This is a genomic window from Vibrio sp. D173a (genome assembly GCF_030248475.1).
Window position 1 is genome coordinate 1 of record NZ_JAHGAH010000708.1, and the last position, 741, is coordinate 741.

The 741-nt window shown below is 36.2% G+C and carries 1 pseudogene; it reads right to left on the reverse strand.

Features of this window, described 5'->3' with window-relative positions:
• Positions 1–510: 510 nt before the first annotated feature.
• A pseudogene (locus KIV40_RS28690) lies at positions 511–741 on the reverse strand (tRNA epoxyqueuosine(34) reductase QueG); the annotation flags it as partial.

The following is a 741-nucleotide window of genomic DNA, read 5'->3' on the forward strand; positions in this document are numbered from 1 at the left end:
AATTTCTTTCTAAGCTATCTGGCTTTAGATATAGGCTTAAAGCCTAAGCTCTTTCTTTAATGCTGCGAAGCATCATCCCTTAAAAAAGAAATCAATCCTCCAACATACTTGGTGGATATTTTTTTGTCTCAAATTTGTCTTAGCTAATGGAATGCTAATAGCTATCAGGTCTCTGAAGAAGATATCTGAGGTTTTTCACATCTATAAACAGACTTATCCACACTTTGTCTAATGTGGATAACTTGGTTGATAAAGTTATTTCAGCCTTAATCGACAAGCACTACAAGAAAGATCTTTCTAAATTACAATAATGAAAAACCAGTAATTGCTTTTTAAGTTGTTGATTTTATTTGGTTTTAGTTAGAGTGCTTGATGAACTAAAGGATCGTTAACTTGTTGTTTTTTGATCTTAATCATTTATCGGCACTGTGTTTAACTTTGCTGTTATGTGGAAAGGTAGAGAGATATTTACCACGCACCGCTTAACGACTGATATCAATAACGAATACACTACGCGTCTCTAGGTAGCCCTTTCTCTACAATCCTGATTAATCGTTTTTTCTTGCTCTCGGTTTTATTCACAGGCTGATGTGAAGCGATGTTCGAGAGGTCTTCTTGGACAGAAATTGGTAATTGTTGCTGCTGTTTTTCTAGTGCCCAGTGAATGTGTTCGTCCAGCAGCTCACTGTTACCTAAATGAGATTCTAGAGTATCAATGATGCGCTGTTGATACGGTGCATT